Raw genomic sequence first — 16,288 nt, 5'->3', positions numbered from 1 at the left:
TTGTAGAACCGTTGCAGTCTATATAACTTGTAGACGATAGATATTATCAAACAGATACCAGTAATGCGAGCAGCATAAGTAAAAATGGGTAACTCCTGTAGAAGAGAAGGAATAGGATTGTCTATTTGTATGCGAGTAACACTTGGCTGAGCGCAGTCGAAGCCAGGTGTTACGCCCTTTTATCAATCACACTAATAGGTTTCCTCCCCAGTTTGGACATTCGCAGTTTCTGAATCTCTTCATTGGGACAAAGTTCAATATTTGGGGAAACCCTCAGTTTAGAACGAAAATGGTCCTTAATAGCCTGCATGAGTTTATGATTTGCCGATGAGGATGCAATTTTTATTAAAATCTCATCCGTCCCAATTTCATTATGATAAATCTCGAAAACATACCCGTCTACTTCTTCAAAATCATTCAGGAGATTGTCCATTGCAGGTGGATAGAGGGTAGTGCCCTTGTATTTTATCATCTGCTTTTTTCGGCCTACAACGGGACCTAGACGCATGGTATTCCTGCCGCAGGCACATGGCGAAGTGTGGGCCACCACAATATCGCCGGTCTTAAAACGCAGTAGGGGCATGGCCTCAACACCTAAGGTGGTAATGGTAAGTTCTCCTTCCGTACCCGCTTCAACTGGCTGATTATCCTCATCTAAAATTTCGGCAATAATCAGTTCGGGGTGATGGTGTCCTCCCTTTTGCTCCGAACATTCGGCAAAAGCGGTACTCATTTCGGTGGAAGCGTAGGTGGAAAAGAGTTCAATGTTCCACTTGGATTTAATTTTTTCGGCAAGAACATTCAATGAAAAATCTTGGTTCCGTAAGGATTCACCAATACAAATAGCTCCTTTCACACCTGAGGTATTAATATCTATTCCGTGATTTTCGGCATATTGAATCAGTTTCAAAAGAAAAGACGGCACCACAATAAGATAGGTTGGCTGAAATTTAAGGATGGTATCCCATTGCAGTTCGGGAATACCGGCACCCACACGAATGATTCCTGCCCCTAACTTTCTAACCCCAAGAAAATAGGCGAGACCTGCCATAAAACGACGGTCCATGGTAGTGGTCATTTGTAAAATATCATTTTCCCCAACACCGGAGCAAGCCAAAGAAATAGCCTCGTTATGGGCCAATCGGTCTAAATCTTTATCCGTCTGACCAAGGGTTACTGGTTCGCCCAACGTTCCGGAGGTGGTTACAAAATCGATAATCTGCGATTTAGGAACACAAAGAAAATCATCATTATGGCGTTGCAACTGTTCTTTTGTAGTAACCGGTATTTTGGTCAGATCTTCGAGGGTGTTGATATCGGAAGCTTGTATTTTGTACCTCTTAAAAACACGTCTGTAGTAAGGTGAGTTATCCGCAACATAACCTAACAGCCCACGAAGCTTTTCTTCTTGAAAGGCCTTTATTTCTTTTACGGATGCTTTTTCTATTTCTGGAATCATTATTTGAGCTTCCTTTTGGTTTTTTTAATGTATTTCTCCAGATTTTCTTGGTCTGGTACCGTTGTTATTTCTTTGGTCATGGCCATCTCAAAAGCATCTAATGCTTCCTGATAGTCGTCGTTTTGGTAATAATACTTCCCTACCAAAAAATGAACCTCCCAAAAATCGGGATTTACGGCAACAAATTCCGATACTATTGACGATTCTATTTTTTCTTCGGATGCCAATGCCGCAGTAATTTGCTCTTTTAAATCTCGGTAACGTTCATAATGCTTGTAGGCCAAAGTATGTAAAAATGGGTCTGCTTCAATATTTTCTGCAGGGGAAGAAATAGGTTTTGCCTCGGGATTATTTTTGACTGTTCCGAAAACTTCGTTCAGGTCATAGGTCACAAATTCACCAAGTTGATAGGGGTTGCTAGATACCCAAACTTTCAGGTCTTCGGGCTGAAAAACGATACCGTGGTGGGCCAACAGTTGGTTCAGTGCTTTCTCGTTACCGTAACCAATGCGTTTGTCATCTAGCCCCTTTTTGTTTCGCAAAATACGGACCGCACTTGCTGGAGTCACCTTAGGTGCTTCTTCTAAAAGTTCTTCCATGCGTTCATAGCGGTATTGCGAATGGCTCTCAAAAATATGCTTTTTGTTCTTTTTATCCTTAGCGTAAGCGGCACTTTGAAAGTGGTTGGAACAAACCAATTGATTACCGTTTTCCACTTCATATACTCCAAAGTTATGCGGGGAAACCTCAATAAGCGCTGCTTTTTTGTCTTTTGCACTTCCAACGAAAATCGATTCAGAAACAAAAACCTCACGTTTTTTTGCAATGGCAATGGCTTCGTCTATAGTTGAGGCGTATTGCAATATTTCACGGGTTACGAGTGAAATTGGAGTTTTGGCTACCAAAGGGAATTTAGATTTTCCAGCATTAATAGTTACCGTTAAACCTTGCTCGTTCATACCTGAGACCACACCTATCATACCTCCCCAGGTAACGGACATAAACTTGTGGCCTTCATCAGGAGCAACGAAAGCAATTATCTTGTTTTTAGCAAAGTCATCCCCGGCATAAAAATCAAAATTTCTGCCGATTAATAGTTTTCCGTCCGCAGTATGGTTTCCCCAAGCGGCGAAAGATGAACAGCCTACCAATGCTAAATCTTGCAGGGCATGGCCAATATCATGTGCCCCATGAAAATACATCACTCTCGGGTAGGGCTCTGCAATACGGTCGTAGTCTTTTGAGGCATATTGCGAAATGCCATAAATCTCCGCCTTGTATTGCTCGTCTACATGCTTGTACATTTTTCGGTTGAACCATGCTAAGAATTTACGAAGCATATTCTGTTTCCTTTCCGAAGGGACTAAATCGTCTATTTTTTCAATAAAGACCTGTTCTTGTTCTTGGAACAATTCTCGTGTTAAGCTTCCAGTTTTGAGACCCAGTTCATAGGCATTTCCGGAAACGTAAAGCTCGTAAAGCCCTTGTTGGTTTTTGGTCAAAAAGTTATTGCCGATTACAAAAGTGGAATCCGTAAGTTGATGTCGTTGCACCACATCGGTTTTATACTGACTGATGTTAGGCAGGTCATTCAAAGATTTTTTGACACCACAAGACACAAGAAGAAAAGTAAAGCCTAGAAGTACGTATATTTTTGGAAAGTGTATTTGCGGCATGATATCTATCGGCTATTCAAAAAACAAGCGTTGTGTAAAAGTACGTTGCCTTAACTATCTTTTTTCATTTTTAGGTTCTTTTCCGTGCGTTTAATGGCCAATCGGTCCTTATAATCCAACCACTTTTGCCCGCGGTATTTTCGGGTAATATTATCAATGTGCCTCATAATCATAACATTGTAGAGCATATTGGCAAAACGACCCGGATGTCTGGGTAGGGCCCGTAGCGTCATGGAAAACCCGCCGTTTAGATATCTAATGCTATGCCAATAGCCGCTGGGCATGTAAAGGGCGTCCCCATGTTTCATCTCGGCACGTATACATTGAGCATATTTTAGAGCGGGATACTTCTCAAAATCCGGGTTATCCATGTCTATATCCTCAATGTTATGTATGGAGAAAGGTACTTTATATAAATATTGGGTCTGTTCGGGGGAAAATAGGTTTACCACTTTATCCCCGTCAAAATGAAAATGCATACTGTCTGGCAAATCAATGTCATAGTGCATAAAGACTTTAGATTTCCCTCCGCCAAAGAAGAGTGCCGGTAGTTTTTTAAAGAATTTTAGTCCAATATCAGGGTAATGAAAATCTTTAAGCAGTTCGGGCATTTCCTTCAAGATATTATAAAAGAAAATCCGAAGGTCCGTTGGTTCAGTTTTTAAAATTTGGATGTATTCACTCAGCTTCATTTCCTTTACAGGAGCATAAACGCTTTGCTTGTCCTTAGCAGGTTCATTGTTGTATAGAGGTACAATTTGGTCACCGGCGCGTTCCTGGACATAATCAAGTTTCCATTTCTCATAAGCAGGCCAATCTTTGGTCAGTCCTGTAATCAAGACCGGCTTTTGAGGTTTGTAGTAATTTTTTATAAAGTCCGCTTTTGAGATGTTTTCTACCCGTTCTACCGGTGTTGTTTTAAACTGTCCCATTATGCATCAATTTTTTGGTTGGTCTTTGTACTTCCTTTGGTAATTTTATCTAACAGATATTCACTGCCCAAAATTTCCGAACAGGTAACGACGCTACTGATCGTTACACCTAAAATGCCGTGCATATTAATGCTTTGGCCAGTGAAATAAAGGTTTTTTATTTTGGTTTTAGGGGAGATAAATGTCTTTAAGGGGGTGTTTACGTCTTTGGCATAACCGTACATAGAACCCTCGTTGCAGCCAATATAATCCCTATAGGATAATGGGGTTGAAGTGTGAACCGATTGAATGCTTTCACGGATATTCGGAAACTTTTCTTCCAGTACATTTAAAAATGCCTCTATCTTGGCTTCTTTGAACTCTTCATACGTTTGCCCGCGACTATTTTTTTGAGCCACTGTATTGAAAGTTCCGGACCAAGGTTCTAATTCTTCATAGCGCATGTAGGTGATGGCAGTCAGCTGATCCGCCCATTCTCCTTGGTTTTTACGTGTTCCCATAGAGACCATGTACGCTTCAGGCCATGATTCTTGAGAGTAATTATGCGAGTTCCAAACGGACTCGTAATTTTTGAAGTGATAGTAATTATAATTCAGGTATTTGAATGTTTCTGGCTTAAGAACGATGTGAATGCTAAAAGCCGAAATAGTACTGTCAATACTCTGAATGCGGTTGGCGTACGATTTTCTAAAATGCTCTTGACCCACCATTTTAATGGTAACCTTAGGTTCTATATTAGAAATGAAGAGGTCTCCTTTTACAATATCACCTTTTGTTGTCTCCACCGAAACAATCTGTCTGTCTTCAACATTGAATTTGGTTACTTCACTATGTTTATAGGTCTCGCCGCCACTTTCTTTTAACCTTTTGATGAGGAGTTTAGTTATCTGGCTGCCCCCATCGGCACATCTGTAGGAGCTTTGAATGTAGGAGTTAATGGAGAGTGCATGTACATAAAACGGTGTCTTATCGGCTTCACCGGCATACAGGAGGTTAGAACCGGCAAGTACGGCACGTAGTTTTTCATTTTCAGTAACCGAGTCAATATACTCTTTCGCCGGCAAGGTAAAAAGTTCGGTATCGTCATGATACGGTTTGCCCAGTTTTAGATTGTAAAGCGGAAATTTAGCACAGGTTTCTTGCAGTTTTTTGCAATACTCATGAATGGCATGTTTTTCTTCAGGAAATTGTTCTACCAGTTGCTTTTCAAAATTTTCGTACCCTTGGGCATGCGGGTATTCTTTTTCGTCCCCATCAAAAGTAATCCGGTCAAAACCGTCTTCATCCAATCGGGTAAGGGAGAGTCCATCTAAAATATCAAGATATTCAAAGTAGCGATAGAGGTTCTGCCCTTTTTCCAATCCGCCTAAATAATGAACACCGGTATCAAAAATAGCACGGTCGCGAACAAAGGTCTGTAAGTTGCCGCCGTATTGGTTGTTTTTTTCCAATACGCACACACTTTTGCCCTCGCGCGCCATAATAATAGCTGAAACGAGACCGCCCATGCCACTACCTACTATAACAACATCATAATGTTCTTTCATTAACTGCGTGTCTTTTTAAGTAGCCTAAAGTTATCATTTTGTTCGCTAGTAATGAAACCCAATACTTCTAGTGGAGCTAAATCCCCTTGCAGCGCTTCCTTTAATAAAATGAGGGTTTCAAAGTTGTTTTCAATAAATTCGGTCAGTTGTGATGTTTCAAGTCGACTATCGATTATCAATACATCGGCCTCAGTGGTCAAGGCCCGTTCCAAGCTTTTGGCAATTTCTATTTTGCTATAATTTGTAGTGAGAAAATTATGTTCCAGTAAAATTGCAGCTTCGTGGTTTGAAAGGTGAACAGTTATTTTTCTATCTATGGAATCTAAGGCAAGAAGCAAATCTAGCTGGCCAAAATCATCGGAAAGGTGTACAATTTTACTCTTTTGACCAATTTTTTTCAGAAGTTGATAATAGGTGCTTTTATGGGTGGTTATATCGGACTCTACGGCCTTGAAAATAGCGTCCCCTTTGTATCTGTAATTTTCAAAAAGGGCTTTGTCCCAGTAATTTTCACCTTCTATTTCATCTCTAAGCCCTCTGAATTTACTTCTGAAGTAGGCTCCTAGCTGTTTGGCGCGTTCACTGTAATTTTTGCCGTATTGGGTATCGTTCGATTTGATTCTAGGTAAAAGTTCAATGGTGATACTCCCATCACGAATAATAAAACTTCCCTTTGGAAGTACTTCGGAATTTCCATGAATAAGTACGGGTAGGATATCCAATTCAAACTGTTGCGCCAAGTAGAAAGCCCCTTTGTGAAAACGTTTTATTTTATTGCTGGAGGAACGCGTGCCTTCTGGGAATGCAATAATACTGAACCCTTGCGCTACTTTCTCCTTTAAAAAAACCTCCCCATTTTCTATGCCTCCTGAAACGGGATACGCTCCGGCCAATTTTGCCGCACTACCAAAAACAGGGGAATTGTACACCCAGTCGTTTACCATAAAAATAATCTTTGGATGAAGCATACCAATAGCTAGAATGTCCAAAAAGCTGGTGTGGTTGGCAATGATCATTACGGGCTTTTCAAATGTCTCGTTATGCGGATTTCGTATTTCTTTGGATACAAATGGGTTGGTGTACAGTACGGAACCCATTAATTTGGAAACCGCTTTATGGTACATTTTATTTTCCTTTTTTAAGCTTTGAGGCGACAATTTTAGTTTAATCCATCCGTAGATAGAATACAAAAACCCTCCTGAACCAAAATAACCGAATGACAGTACGGAATGTATAAAATACCGCACATGAATTGGGCGTTTGTCCGCGCTACCAATAAATAACCGAAACAGAAGTGGTTGCACCGTAAAAGCCACGAATGCAGCAGATAGAATACCTATTAGCGACACCGTAGAAATCGTGTAAAGTACGGGGTGTTTTGCAAATATAAGGACCCCAACACCGGCAATAGTAGTGATTACAGAAAGTAATATAGAGGTCTTATGGGTATGGAGTACCTTTTCACCTGTACGGTATTCGGTAAGCAATCCGTTGGTAATAAAAATGCTATAATCAACACCCAATCCGAAAATGAAGCTGCAGATAATGATGTTGAAAATATTGAATTCAATATGAAAAAGGCCCATGATACCTACGGTCAAAAACCAGGTGAGGTAAATAGGAATACTCGTTACCACCGTTAGTGAAAGGCTGCGGTAGAACAGCAGAAGAATGAGCAGAACTACAATTAATGAATAACCGATGAGACCGTTAAAATCGTTTTTTAAGTTGCCCAAGAATGTTTCGTTCACCTGTTGCCGGTCAATAAGCAAGGTATTGGGAGAGGTTTCGAACCGTTCTCGTAAAGCTTCAATATGGTCGTCATCTACTTTTACCAAAGAAGTAATAGTAGTTCCGTTGTCATCTTTTACAATGTAATCGTCAAGAGAAAATGATTTTATAGGTTCAAAATCAGTCACTTCCATTGGACTAAAATCAGCATTTAATAAATTGTAAAATGCAGAGAAGGTAGTAGGTTTAAAACCGAATTCGTTACTGCTTTCAATAAGGTTATCTTTGGTGGTCTTTATTTTGGAAGAATTCCAGAACTTTTTCCACGCTTGAATTTTCTCTTCTTGAGTTTTTTTCGCTCGTATGAGTCCGCCAACAGAACTAAAACTTAGTATTTTATTATTTTGTTCAAGTGTTTTTAACTCGTTGTAAAGCGAATCATTTTGAGCCAGAACAGTCTCCGTATCGTTGCCGTAGGTAGAAAGGTAAATCGATTTTGAACTAATATCCGTTAGTATTTCCAATCGTTCTCGGGCCTTCTGTAATACTTCGGTCTCATAGTTTAATTTAGCAATATCCTTATTGAAAACCACGCGGTTATAGGTGAAAATACTAACGATAGAAAATGAGATGAGTATAATGATCGCCCATTTTGATTTATGAAAATCAAAGGAAGCAACTCGGTCTAGAATCGTACGTCTTGAACTCACCACTTTATTGGCCGAGTACACCTGTGGAATGAACAATAAGGCAAAAACTGACGCCCCCAAAACGCTTACCGCAGCAAAAATACCGAGGTCTTGCAGAGCTTGCGACTCTAAAAAAAGAAGGCATAAAAACGCGGAAGCCGTAGTAAGACTGCTCATTAAGATAGACGGGGCTACCTCTTTATATAGACTTTCGGCACCGTTTCCATTTCGTATGTGTGTTAGAATATGCAAGGCATAATCTAAGGTTACGCCCAATAGCACTGAACCGATTCCCAATGATATAGCCGAAATTTTATCGCGTAGAATACAGAGAAACGCAATGGATAAAAGTGCGCCAACTACGGTGGGAAGGAAAAGAATAAAAGGCAATGCCAACTTCCGGTAAAAGAGCATCAAAATAATGATGAGTAACGTCATGGCAATACTTACGGTAAACTGAATGTCACCTCTAATCTGCTTGGCATTGGCTACGGCCACCAGAGCGGCTCCGTAATACTCGCTGTGTACTTTGGTGGAGTATTCGGTATTCAGTTTATCCTGTAAATCGTAAAGTGCATTGGAAAAAGGAAGGTTTTTATCCGTTTCATTGGATCCGTAAGTTGGTGTAAGAAAGAGGAGGATGTTCTTTTCCGCTTTGTCCAGTAAAAACCCATTTTTCAATTTAAAATCATCGCCCACACCCAATTCCTGTAATCGCTTGAGCGCAATGAAAGAGAGCCGTAAAGGGTCTTTAACAATTGTTTTTTTGGCCACTATACCGGACGGGGATATGAGCGCACGGTAATTTTCTGCAGTTACTTTTGCAATACTATCCGGGTTTATCTTTTGGGTGATTTTTGGGTAGTCGTTCGCTTCTAAAAACAATGGGAGATTGTCGTAGACCAAATCCAAGGTCTTTGGAACGTCATCGGAATTGACCCTTCCTTGCACGCCTTTAATAAATTCCGATTGGTGCAGCTCAAGGCTATCCAATAGGTCCTTTGCGTATTGGGTAAGGTCGTCTACCGTACCTTCTTCATCTTTTTGAATATTGATGATGATTTTATCGGTAAACGTAATCGACTTTAAGACTTTTTGGACACGTTGTGCCTCTTCGTTGGCGGGAATAAGGGCTGTAATATCATCTTCAAACTGAATTTTTGATACAATTGACGCTAGCCCTAAGATTAGCAATAGTAATATGCCTAAGGACAACAGCCTTTTGTCCGCGATAAATTGATATGCTTTAAAGAAGAATCTACCCATTGTCAACCACCATTTTTTTCTTTCCCAAGAACAGAATCGTCAAATAACCGACGATTCCAAAAAATAGCGCGGACATGATTGCCAAAGCAAAACTGCCAATGAGATATGTTTTAAGATTTTGCAGCATTCCGAAGTTTTCGGTCATGTTTTCCATAGAAAAGGAAACCTCTTCCCCAGTTATCAATACGCCTATTTTAATACTAAAATAGATAATAAAGGGGATTAAAGGCGGAAGACTGATGTTAGAAAATGCAAAAGTAATTGCTTTGTTCAACCCAAAGAGCGTGGCCAAAGCAAAAACAAGGATGGTCTGAAAGCCCCAAAAAGGCGCAATGCCCAAAAAGACGCCCAATGCAATAGATAGGGCTTTAGTTTTTGGTGTATCATCACTCCGAAGTAAATCTTCTAAAAGGAACTTTTTAAAACCTTTTTTTTTTATTTTCCGAAAGAAATTTCGCGGTTTTATATAGAAAATAGTAACAATCACCAACCATGTATTGAGAATACTGATCCTAGTAAAATCGGTTACGGTCCTAAAATGGGAAACCCTTTCGGTTTCATCATACAAAATACGGACAGGTACATTTTTTACTAGGGTGCCTTCCCAAGCCAAACGAACTATAACCTCTATCTCAAACTCAAATTTAGGGGTGTAAAATTTTAAATTCTCTAGTTCTTTTAGGGGATATAATCGGTACCCGCATTGGGTATCTTGTAATTTAGTGCCCGTTTCAAACCAGAACCAAAAGTTAGAAAACTTGTTGCCGAAACTACTTTTTCCCGGTACATCTGCCTGTCTCATATTTCTTGAACCAATATAAAGAACATTAGATGTTTCTTCTTTTTGGAGTTCATCTAGGAATACGGAAAGGTCTTCAGGAAAATGTTGGCCATCAGAATCTATAGTTATCGCATAGTCATACCCTTGTGCGATGGCGGACTTAAAACCAACTTGAAGTGCATTGCCTTTTCCTTTGTTTTCCGGCAAATGGATTTGCTCAATATCTGAATATCCTTTTAATATCTTGGCGGTGCTATCAGTTGCCCCGTCATTAATAATGATAATAGTATGGGTGTACTCCAAAATACGGTCAAGCACTTTTTTTAAGGTGCCCGCATTATTGTAAGTCGGTACCAGAACACAGCAGTTGAGCTGCTCCATGGTATGTTGGAGTGTTGGAGTAGGGGTTGGCACGAGCAATTTTTTTCAAAAGGTTCCAAGAACCTGTCCTGAATTTTCTACAAAGATACGTATTACGAACCTTGTAGCAATTGCCTTTCTGATTCGTTAAACGCTTCCGATTTGGAAATATATCCTTTAACGAACTCTCTACTGTCTTTATTGGAGATGGAATTGAAATTTTCTATAATAAACTGCTTGTCTTCGTCAATCTCTTTGGTGTAGCCCGTAATCTTAGGAACGTTTTCTTGTACGCTTAACCTTATACAGCGTATTTCTACATTTTCTGGATTATTCTCAATGGCGTATTCCAAAAGTTCGGCACCTTCCTTAAATAAATTTTTCTTGTCCTTGATACCCTTGGCATATTTCGCCATCATGGTTGTGACAGCCCCTTTAAAAGCAACCAGTGTCTTGTCATCCGATTTTGACACGGAAACCAAATCGTCATGCAACGCTTTGGTAGCGCTTTCACTATCCGAAGCCTCAATATAGGCGGTTCGTACTTTTGGCAAGTCTGCGGGACTAGCTGCGTACAAAACGGAGAAAATGACGAGAAAAACAAGTTTTAAATTCATGATGTCTAATTTAAAATAGCAAAAGTTGCGCTAAGCTTAAGTGCCAATGTATCATCAAAAGATGTGGTGTTTTTTACTTTAACAGTAGCATCTTCTTCAGAAATTGTCAATGTAAGTTGAATAACATCATTTTTTTCAGGATTGATTATCGCCATAAACTTAATATTTGACGCAACCGATAGAAACAAAGATTTCTCTGTGGCCTGCTCGGTCAATTCTTTGATAATCTGAATCATACAAACCCCAGGCATAACAGGGTTCCCGGGAAAATGACCTTTAAAAACCTCGTGTCCTGCATTTAGTTTTACCGTTGCCTTTACGGTTTGCTCTTCTTTTTCAAAGCTTTCTACGGTATATAATCCTTCAATCAACATGTTTTTAGATTTTAAATTTATATGCGGCACCAATTTGAAATACACCGTTGAGATTGCTTCCTTCTTCTTCATACAGGTCGTCTTCGCCAAAGAAGTCAACGCTAATGGTACCCTGTTTATATCGTGCTTCGAGAATTAATCCGAAATCGAATTCGTATCCTATTCCTCCAAAAACGGAGAGGTCTACAGGGGAGATTTCATCATCCCCATTAAAGTTGGTCAAATTAACAAAATTGTTCTCAAAGTTAATGTCTAAACCAAGGCCAAGAATAAAATGAAACCCGCTATCCGGACCCATGTAAAACTTATTAGGTAAACCAATAGAAATGTAATTGATGTTGACATCTCCATACTGGTCGGAGTTGGATTTGCCGCCTTGATTTGAATATAAAAGTTCCGGTTGCAAGGTGTAGTATTCTGAAATTGGAATATCTACAAAAGCTCCAACGTAAATACCTGATTTAGTATCTAGCGTAGTATTGCTTATATTGGCATTGTTCAAGCCAATTTTAAAACCAGGACGAACCTGCGACATAACTAGGCTTGTGCTGCAGATGAGGCAAAGTGCTAAAAGTAATTTTAAGGTCTTCATTTAAATGCTTTTAGTGCAATGTGAAGTTTAAAGTTATGGTGGGCAATTTCTATTTCCTTGGCAAACCGATTTTCGATTTTAGTAAAGTTGAATTCTACTTTTTCTTTGTTTCGGTCCACTCTTGAAATTTTATTCAGCTGATCATCAGTGTAATAAAAATAATGTTTTTTGGAAAGTAGGTCCGTCTGCAATATGCTTTGGGTTTGTAACGTAAAGCTTTTTTTAACTTTAGATTCCTCTTGGATTAAAGCTTTAAAATCTCTTTTTAGAATATTGACCAATATTTTTTTATCCAAATCTTTTAGAATGCGGTTGACCTTAAAATCTTCTCCATCAAAAGTGAAATCGAAAATAGTGTTGCCAATTTCTGTTGTAAAAGCAATACGATGGTGTTCAGGACCAAGTTTCTTAATGATAAAAATACCTCCGAACGATTTGTTGAAGGCATCTATTTTTGCCTTGTACACATAATCTTTTTCGGCGTTCGAAAAATAAGGGTTGGATGTTTTCTCTAGCGAATTACTTTTGGTCTCAAACCCATTTTGAACAGGGTAGGAGGCGCATCCGATCAACAGAAAAAAACATATGCTATTGAGTAAATACCGCATCTGACAAGGTTTTGTTCACGACACGTTCTGTAAATTTAATTTGGGTATAATCATCTGAAGGCTCGATCATTTTTACTTCGGTAACATCGCCATTTGCATTAAAAGAAAGGTGAAAAGCCTTGATAAAATTTGATAACCGTTCGTCTTTGGGAAGAAAGTAGACCAAACTAGAATCATTGATCTTGAAATATTTGATATTGAATTCATCTTCATCGAACATATCACCACGAATACTAGCTGTTATCAATTGATTTAGTTGTTTGAAAATTTTATTGGAGCCCACGTCCATATTGCTTTTGTTGCCGTCGTCATTAATATAGAGTGTCTCATTTTTAAAAAGTACGGAGTAGGCAAATGGCTCGGTGTATTCCCATTTTACAAGGCTTGGGGCCTTAAAAGCAAGTTGGCCTTGAGAAACGATATCGTCAGATAAGAAATCCAAATGTTTGTACTGTGTAAAATCACTCAATACCGTAGTAACGGCTTCTGCCCTAGTTTTAACCTTGGTTCTTAAGGCAGTGGCCTCCGTGCTTGTCATCTCCTTTTGGGCGATGGACGAAACAGATATAAAAAAAACAAGAAAAAGTATCTTATGCATAAGCTTCGATTTCTAGTAAGCGGTCAATTGTGACCGAACTCAGATTTTTCTGTCGCAAAAATAACAATAACTGTTCCAAAACGACTATTGTTTTTTCGCTAGTATCATGAAGCAGAATAATATCGCCTTTAGAAACTTTGCCGGTTATGCGTTTCAATACCGCCTTTTCTGACCTAAATGTGGTGTCTAAGGAGCGTACGTTCCAGCCAATAGAATGCAATTGCAGCTGATGCGTTGCTTTTGCAATTTGTGGATTGGTCACCCCAAAAGCGGGCCGATACAGTTTCATTCTTTTTCCGGTCAACGAATGCGCTAGATTTTCGGTTTGTTTTAATTCATTCAATATTTTATCCAACGGAAAAAAACCGAAATTGTTGGAGTGTGTGTAGGTATGATTTCCAATACTGTGGCCCTCGTCTATGATTTGTTTGAGAATTTCAGGGTTTTGTTCAATAGTTTTACCTACACAGAAAAACGTTGCCTTTGCATTGTATTTGGCCAGTAAATCAAGTACTCTTGGAGTAAATTTGCTGTTTGGTCCATCATCAAAAGTTATGGAAACCCAATGGTTTTCAATGTTTTTATTAGAATGCCTAGAGGTCAGGTGGTAGTTCCATCTGATAAAAAAAGAACCAAAAACGGTAAAGGCAAACCAAATAAGCAGGACTGTAAAAATAGGCCACAAAGGTGTGTGTCCTAATAAATAAACTGCTATGGTTAGTAGCAAAAGAAGAATAGCAACGGTATTTACCCCTTTGCGCCTTAGCATTTGCGAATTAAAGTGAGACTGTGGTTTTCTCCTCTATATTGATTGTAAATCAGAATTGTTTTTAAGTAGGAAGGCTCAATGGCATTCAATTTGGTAACTGGCGGAATATGTTGCGTCTTTAAAATCTTGTTCGCCATCCAAAAAGCGAAGCCAGTTGCGGTATCAAACTCACCTGATAGGTGTTTGTAGTAGGCTTGGGCCGTGTTTTTGAATGTACCAACGCTCAATTTTTCGTAAAAATCATCAAAATTTACATCTCCGTTATTGCCCAAAATAACCAGGTCAATATCTTCAATAGTTGCATTCTGAGCTTCTAAAAATGAGTTGATTTTCTGTTCTAAACGTGCTTTAGAAAGGGTGTTGTAGGTTCGTACAGCAAGTAATTGCGCGTAGCACGAAGGTTGTTTTTTAGTGGAAAGGACAAAAAAGTGTGAGCCTTCACCCATAACCACGCCTTCGGTTTTAGAGTTGAGTACATCTTTTGATGCTACCGCCTCTTTTTTAACATGACCGATCAACCGATGCGTATCTACGTGATGGTCTACCAATTCATCTACGCCACCTACTAAAATGGAATTCGCCTCGTCATTTTCAAGCATCATTTTGGCGTCGATTAAAGATGATTCAAAAGATACGGCCGAATGTACAAAAGTGAAATTATGACCCTTACAACCTAGGTTCAGGGCAATTTGTCCGGCTACGGTATTGTGAGAAGATTGAATAAAACGAGTTGGTGTTAGGTATTGCTCGTTGTTATTGATGATATCACTAACAAAGCGCTCAGAGTCTCCAATACAACCTAGTCCCGTACCAACAATAATGGCATCTACATTTTCCAATCCAGCTTCTGTAAGCGCATTTTTAGAACTCACGGTACTCATTTTGATGCCGCGTGCCATACGCCGTGCCGCTGCTGGCGGAATGAATTCTTTATAATTGGGGTCTATAACGTTTATTACCGTGCCGTTATAGTCCGTTATTTCGTTTAGAAACTCAGTGTTATCAAAAGTTTTTTGGGCCGACACCGAACCTACACTATTTATATACACTGGTTTCATTAGGCTTCTTTTGAAAATATTAGAGTAGAACAGTTACCTCCGAAACCAAAAGAATTGGAAAGCACATTACGCAGTTCTTTTTGTTTGACCGTTGTTTGAGGAAGTAAATCAAACTCCTTCATAGGAGTATTAAAGTTCAGGTTGGGATAAATAATATTGTTCTGTAACGCCAAAACGGAATATACCGCTTCTATACCACCGGCTACGGCCAATGTGTGACCGGTAAAGGCTTTGGTTGAGCTGAATTCCGGCACATTTTCACCGAACGTTCGCAACAATGCACGGCCTTCGGAGAGGTCATTATTTGGAGTTGCTGTACCGTGGGCATTCACATAGTCAATATCGGAAGGGTTTAACCCTGAAACCTGAAACGCTTTTTCCATGGCAAGAACAGCGCCATCTCCATTTTCCGAAGAAGCAGTTTGGTGAAAAGCGTCATTGGCATTGCCATACCCTTTTACGTATGCCAATACCTCTCGGTTGTTTCTTTCTACAATTTTATCCGATTCTAAAATAATATAAGCTGCCGCCTCGCCAAGGTTTAAACCTTTTCGCTCATCATCAAACGGCGTGTTATACGTGTCAGACTGAATCATTAAGGTTTTAAAACCATTGATGGTGAACTTACTCAAACTATCTGTACCACCCACAATAACACGGTCTAATTGACCGGATTTTATCATTCGTGCACCCAACATAATGGCGTTTGCCGCTGAAGAACAGGCTGTGCTAATTGTGGAAACAAAACTCTCTGCCAATCCTAAATGGGCAGCTAATTTTTGAGTTGAGTCTCCAGCGTGAAGCCCGTTAATATGGCCCCAGTTTTTATCGCTATCAAAATATTCAAAATAATATTTCTCCGATTGGTCCATACCGCCAACGGTAGTTCCGGAAATAAGTCCGGTTTCACAATCATTAACATCTGTAATTCCGGCTTGTGATAAGGCTTCGTCCGCAGCAAGCATGGCTAAAAGAGCCGTGCGCGATATAGCATCTTCATCTGCAATGCCAAGTTTTTTCTTCAATTCAGCATTGGTCATCTCTATTTCACCCACCATGATATCGTCTTTATGAACAGTATCTATTTTTGAGATTTTAGAAATGCCTATTTTACCAGAAATAAGCGCATCATAATTTTCTTGCACATTGTTTCCAATGGCAGAAATGGCACCCATGCCTGTAATTGCTACGCCCTTACACATATGAAATAGGAGGTATTAGAGATATAAGA

At 39.5% G+C, this 16,288-nt stretch carries 14 protein-coding genes; all 14 read right to left on the bottom strand.

Features of this window, described 5'->3' with window-relative positions; translation table 11 throughout:
- Positions 1 to 169: 169 nt before the first annotated feature.
- The 14 genes from flxY to P0077_RS06360 all read right to left on the bottom strand — a co-directional run bounded on the left by flxY (position 170) and on the right by P0077_RS06360 (position 16,259).
- The gene (gene flxY, locus P0077_RS06425) at positions 170 to 1,459 is read right to left on the bottom strand and encodes a flexirubin biosynthesis putative acyl-CoA ligase FlxY (protein ID WP_276168306.1); all 1,290 of its coding nucleotides are present in this window, start codon (positions 1,457 to 1,459) and stop codon (positions 170 to 172) included.
- Positions 1,459 to 3,135, bottom strand: a complete 1,677-nt coding sequence (locus tag P0077_RS06420) for a C45 family peptidase (protein WP_276168305.1) — start codon at positions 3,133 to 3,135, stop codon at positions 1,459 to 1,461. The genes flxY and P0077_RS06420 overlap by 1 nt, the downstream gene beginning before the upstream one ends.
- A 50-nt stretch (positions 3,136 to 3,185) precedes the next feature.
- Positions 3,186 to 4,067, bottom strand: coding sequence for a cupin-like domain-containing protein (locus tag P0077_RS06415; protein ID WP_276168304.1), 882 nt, complete (start codon positions 4,065 to 4,067; stop codon positions 3,186 to 3,188).
- Positions 4,067 to 5,614, bottom strand: a complete 1,548-nt coding sequence (locus tag P0077_RS06410) for a phytoene desaturase family protein (RefSeq protein WP_276168303.1) — start codon at positions 5,612 to 5,614, stop codon at positions 4,067 to 4,069. Before P0077_RS06410 ends, P0077_RS06415 begins: the two co-directional genes overlap by 1 nt.
- Complete coding sequence (locus P0077_RS06405) at positions 5,614 to 9,300, bottom strand: MMPL family transporter (protein WP_276168302.1); 3,687 nt, start codon at positions 9,298 to 9,300, stop codon at positions 5,614 to 5,616. Before P0077_RS06405 ends, P0077_RS06410 begins: the two co-directional genes overlap by 1 nt.
- The gene (locus P0077_RS06400) at positions 9,293 to 10,462 is read right to left on the bottom strand and encodes a DUF2062 domain-containing protein (protein WP_276168301.1); all 1,170 of its coding nucleotides are present in this window, start codon (positions 10,460 to 10,462) and stop codon (positions 9,293 to 9,295) included. The genes P0077_RS06405 and P0077_RS06400 overlap by 8 nt, the downstream gene beginning before the upstream one ends.
- Positions 10,463 to 10,554: 92 nt before the next feature.
- Complete coding sequence (locus P0077_RS06395) at positions 10,555 to 11,058, bottom strand: hypothetical protein (protein ID WP_276168300.1); 504 nt, start codon at positions 11,056 to 11,058, stop codon at positions 10,555 to 10,557.
- 5 nt (positions 11,059 to 11,063) lie between these two features.
- Positions 11,064 to 11,432, bottom strand: a complete 369-nt coding sequence (locus tag P0077_RS06390) for an ApeI family dehydratase (protein WP_276168299.1) — start codon at positions 11,430 to 11,432, stop codon at positions 11,064 to 11,066.
- A 4-nt stretch (positions 11,433 to 11,436) separates the two neighbouring features.
- Entirely contained in the window at positions 11,437 to 12,024 is a 588-nt protein-coding gene (locus tag P0077_RS06385; RefSeq protein WP_276168298.1) for a porin family protein, read from the bottom strand.
- Positions 12,021 to 12,632, bottom strand: a complete 612-nt coding sequence (gene lolB2, locus P0077_RS06380; RefSeq protein ID WP_276168297.1) for a flexirubin biosynthesis protein LolB2 — start codon at positions 12,630 to 12,632, stop codon at positions 12,021 to 12,023. Before lolB2 ends, P0077_RS06385 begins: the two co-directional genes overlap by 4 nt.
- Complete coding sequence (gene lolA2, locus P0077_RS06375) at positions 12,613 to 13,230, bottom strand: flexirubin biosynthesis/transport protein LolA2 (RefSeq protein WP_276168296.1); 618 nt, start codon at positions 13,228 to 13,230, stop codon at positions 12,613 to 12,615. The genes lolB2 and lolA2 overlap by 20 nt, the downstream gene beginning before the upstream one ends.
- The gene (locus P0077_RS06370; RefSeq protein WP_276168295.1) at positions 13,223 to 13,999 is read right to left on the bottom strand and encodes a polysaccharide deacetylase family protein; all 777 of its coding nucleotides are present in this window, start codon (positions 13,997 to 13,999) and stop codon (positions 13,223 to 13,225) included. The genes lolA2 and P0077_RS06370 overlap by 8 nt, the downstream gene beginning before the upstream one ends.
- Positions 13,993 to 15,057, bottom strand: coding sequence for a beta-ketoacyl synthase N-terminal-like domain-containing protein (locus P0077_RS06365; RefSeq protein WP_276168294.1), 1,065 nt, complete (start codon positions 15,055 to 15,057; stop codon positions 13,993 to 13,995). The genes P0077_RS06370 and P0077_RS06365 overlap by 7 nt, the downstream gene beginning before the upstream one ends.
- Entirely contained in the window at positions 15,057 to 16,259 is a 1,203-nt protein-coding gene (locus P0077_RS06360; protein ID WP_276168293.1) for a beta-ketoacyl-[acyl-carrier-protein] synthase family protein, read from the bottom strand. Before P0077_RS06360 ends, P0077_RS06365 begins: the two co-directional genes overlap by 1 nt.
- Between the last annotated feature and the right edge of the window lie 29 nt (positions 16,260 to 16,288).

This window comes from Zobellia alginiliquefaciens (assembly GCF_029323795.1).
In the GTDB taxonomy this organism is placed as follows: Bacteria; Bacteroidota; Bacteroidia; order Flavobacteriales; family Flavobacteriaceae; genus Zobellia; species Zobellia alginiliquefaciens.
Note: the sequence above shows the minus strand (reverse complement) of the source record. Positions and strands in the feature narration are given on the sequence as shown.

Bases quoted from the DNA above. Each gene is read 5' to 3' on its own strand.
- flxY (WP_276168306.1), bottom strand. From the start codon at position 1,459: ATGATTCCAGAAATAGAAAAAGCATCCGTAAAAGAAATAAAGGCCTTT.
- P0077_RS06420 (WP_276168305.1), bottom strand. From the start codon at position 3,135: ATGCCGCAAATACACTTTCCAAAAATATACGTACTTCTAGGCTTTACT.
- P0077_RS06415 (WP_276168304.1), bottom strand. From the start codon at position 4,067: ATGGGACAGTTTAAAACAACACCGGTAGAACGGGTAGAAAACATCTCA.
- P0077_RS06410 (WP_276168303.1), bottom strand. From the start codon at position 5,614: ATGAAAGAACATTATGATGTTGTTATAGTAGGTAGTGGCATGGGCGGT.
- P0077_RS06405 (WP_276168302.1), bottom strand. From the start codon at position 9,300: ATGGGTAGATTCTTCTTTAAAGCATATCAATTTATCGCGGACAAAAGG.
- P0077_RS06400 (WP_276168301.1), bottom strand. From the start codon at position 10,462: ATGGAGCAGCTCAACTGCTGTGTTCTGGTACCGACTTACAATAATGCG.
- P0077_RS06395 (WP_276168300.1), bottom strand. From the start codon at position 11,058: ATGAATTTAAAACTTGTTTTTCTCGTCATTTTCTCCGTTTTGTACGCA.
- P0077_RS06390 (WP_276168299.1), bottom strand. From the start codon at position 11,432: ATGTTGATTGAAGGATTATATACCGTAGAAAGCTTTGAAAAAGAAGAG.
- P0077_RS06385 (WP_276168298.1), bottom strand. From the start codon at position 12,024: ATGAAGACCTTAAAATTACTTTTAGCACTTTGCCTCATCTGCAGCACA.
- lolB2 (WP_276168297.1), bottom strand. From the start codon at position 12,632: ATGCGGTATTTACTCAATAGCATATGTTTTTTTCTGTTGATCGGATGC.
- lolA2 (WP_276168296.1), bottom strand. From the start codon at position 13,230: ATGCATAAGATACTTTTTCTTGTTTTTTTTATATCTGTTTCGTCCATC.
- P0077_RS06370 (WP_276168295.1), bottom strand. From the start codon at position 13,999: ATGCTAAGGCGCAAAGGGGTAAATACCGTTGCTATTCTTCTTTTGCTA.
- P0077_RS06365 (WP_276168294.1), bottom strand. From the start codon at position 15,057: ATGAAACCAGTGTATATAAATAGTGTAGGTTCGGTGTCGGCCCAAAAA.
- P0077_RS06360 (WP_276168293.1), bottom strand. From the start codon at position 16,259: ATGTGTAAGGGCGTAGCAATTACAGGCATGGGTGCCATTTCTGCCATT.